Genomic DNA, 1,085 nt, shown 5'->3' with positions numbered 1-1,085 from the left:
TTCGAGCTGGCCTGGGCTGAAGTGCGCCCAGGCGAAGAAAACCGGCCACGGTATCAATTGGCGATCCCCCGCGAGCTGGTGCCTCTGGGCTTTGTTTCGTCCTGCTATGGGCGGGTGGTGCGTGTGGGCAGCGGTACGGAAAGTACCTCGGTGCCGCAAACCTGGTTGATCAAGGACACAAGGCCTGGCGGCCTCGATCGTGACCCAAACGAGGATTATCACTCCGCACTCAAACTGCACTTGCCCCTCGACCTGCAACCTCCGGGCAGCGTGCTGGACCCTGATCGCGCAGCCCAGGGAGTCGTTCTCACCATTGATCGTTACCCTGAAATGCGCATTCGCGACACCATTGATCTTCGTTGGAACGGCCATCCGGTGATGTTGCAGTTGGACGCCGATCACATTTCCGGGGCCAGGCCCCTTGAAGTGCGGGTGGAGCCGGAAGTCATTAACCGGCCCCACGGCAGTGGCTTACTGACGATCCGTTTTCGGGTCTACGATGAAGTGCTGAATCTTTCCGGCGAACTTCAGCAATGGTCACAAGAGGTGCATCTGGAAAGTGATCTTGATCCCAACTTGCTGGAACGGCCGTACTTCCTGGTGGACAATGAAGACACTACCCATGTCAATTTCGATACCCAGGGTGAGGGTTCTTTTCAGGTAGAGGTGTATGTCCCCAGCCGGCTGCCCAACGGCTCCATCACACCGGCAGGTACCCAAATTCTCATTACGTTGAGCGGCATCCGGGCTGACGGCTCTGAGCATATTGTGCATTTACCCGCCCTCACGGCACGTATAGGCCGCTCTACCTACGCCCATGTGGAAAACAGCATCCTCAAGGCGCTGATCAATGGCTCCATGCAAATCTCCTACGAGTTGCAATTTCCACTGGGCACCGTGCTTGGCACATCGCGTCGCCTGATGGTCACCATTTTTGGCACGGTTTCCACCATGCCGGCGGTCAACGTGGTGGAAGATGACGCCGGCTTGATCGACCCCTCGATTGATTACATCACTGTCGAGTTTCCAGAGTACACGCCCTACGACCGCAACTACTCCGTCACCCTGCGCATGGAAGCCATGCG

1 pseudogene is annotated in these 1,085 nt (G+C 57.4%); it reads left to right on the top strand.

Going from position 1 to position 1,085, the window contains the following annotated elements:
• Positions 1-1,085, top strand: a pseudogene (locus G7025_RS26550) (hypothetical protein); the annotation flags it as partial.

Source organism: Pseudomonas lurida (genome assembly GCF_013522705.1).
GTDB classification, from domain to species: Bacteria; Pseudomonadota; Gammaproteobacteria; order Pseudomonadales; family Pseudomonadaceae; genus Aquipseudomonas; species Aquipseudomonas quebecensis.
The sequence above is the reverse complement of the archived record's forward strand: the minus strand, read 5'-3'. Positions and strand labels throughout refer to the sequence as shown.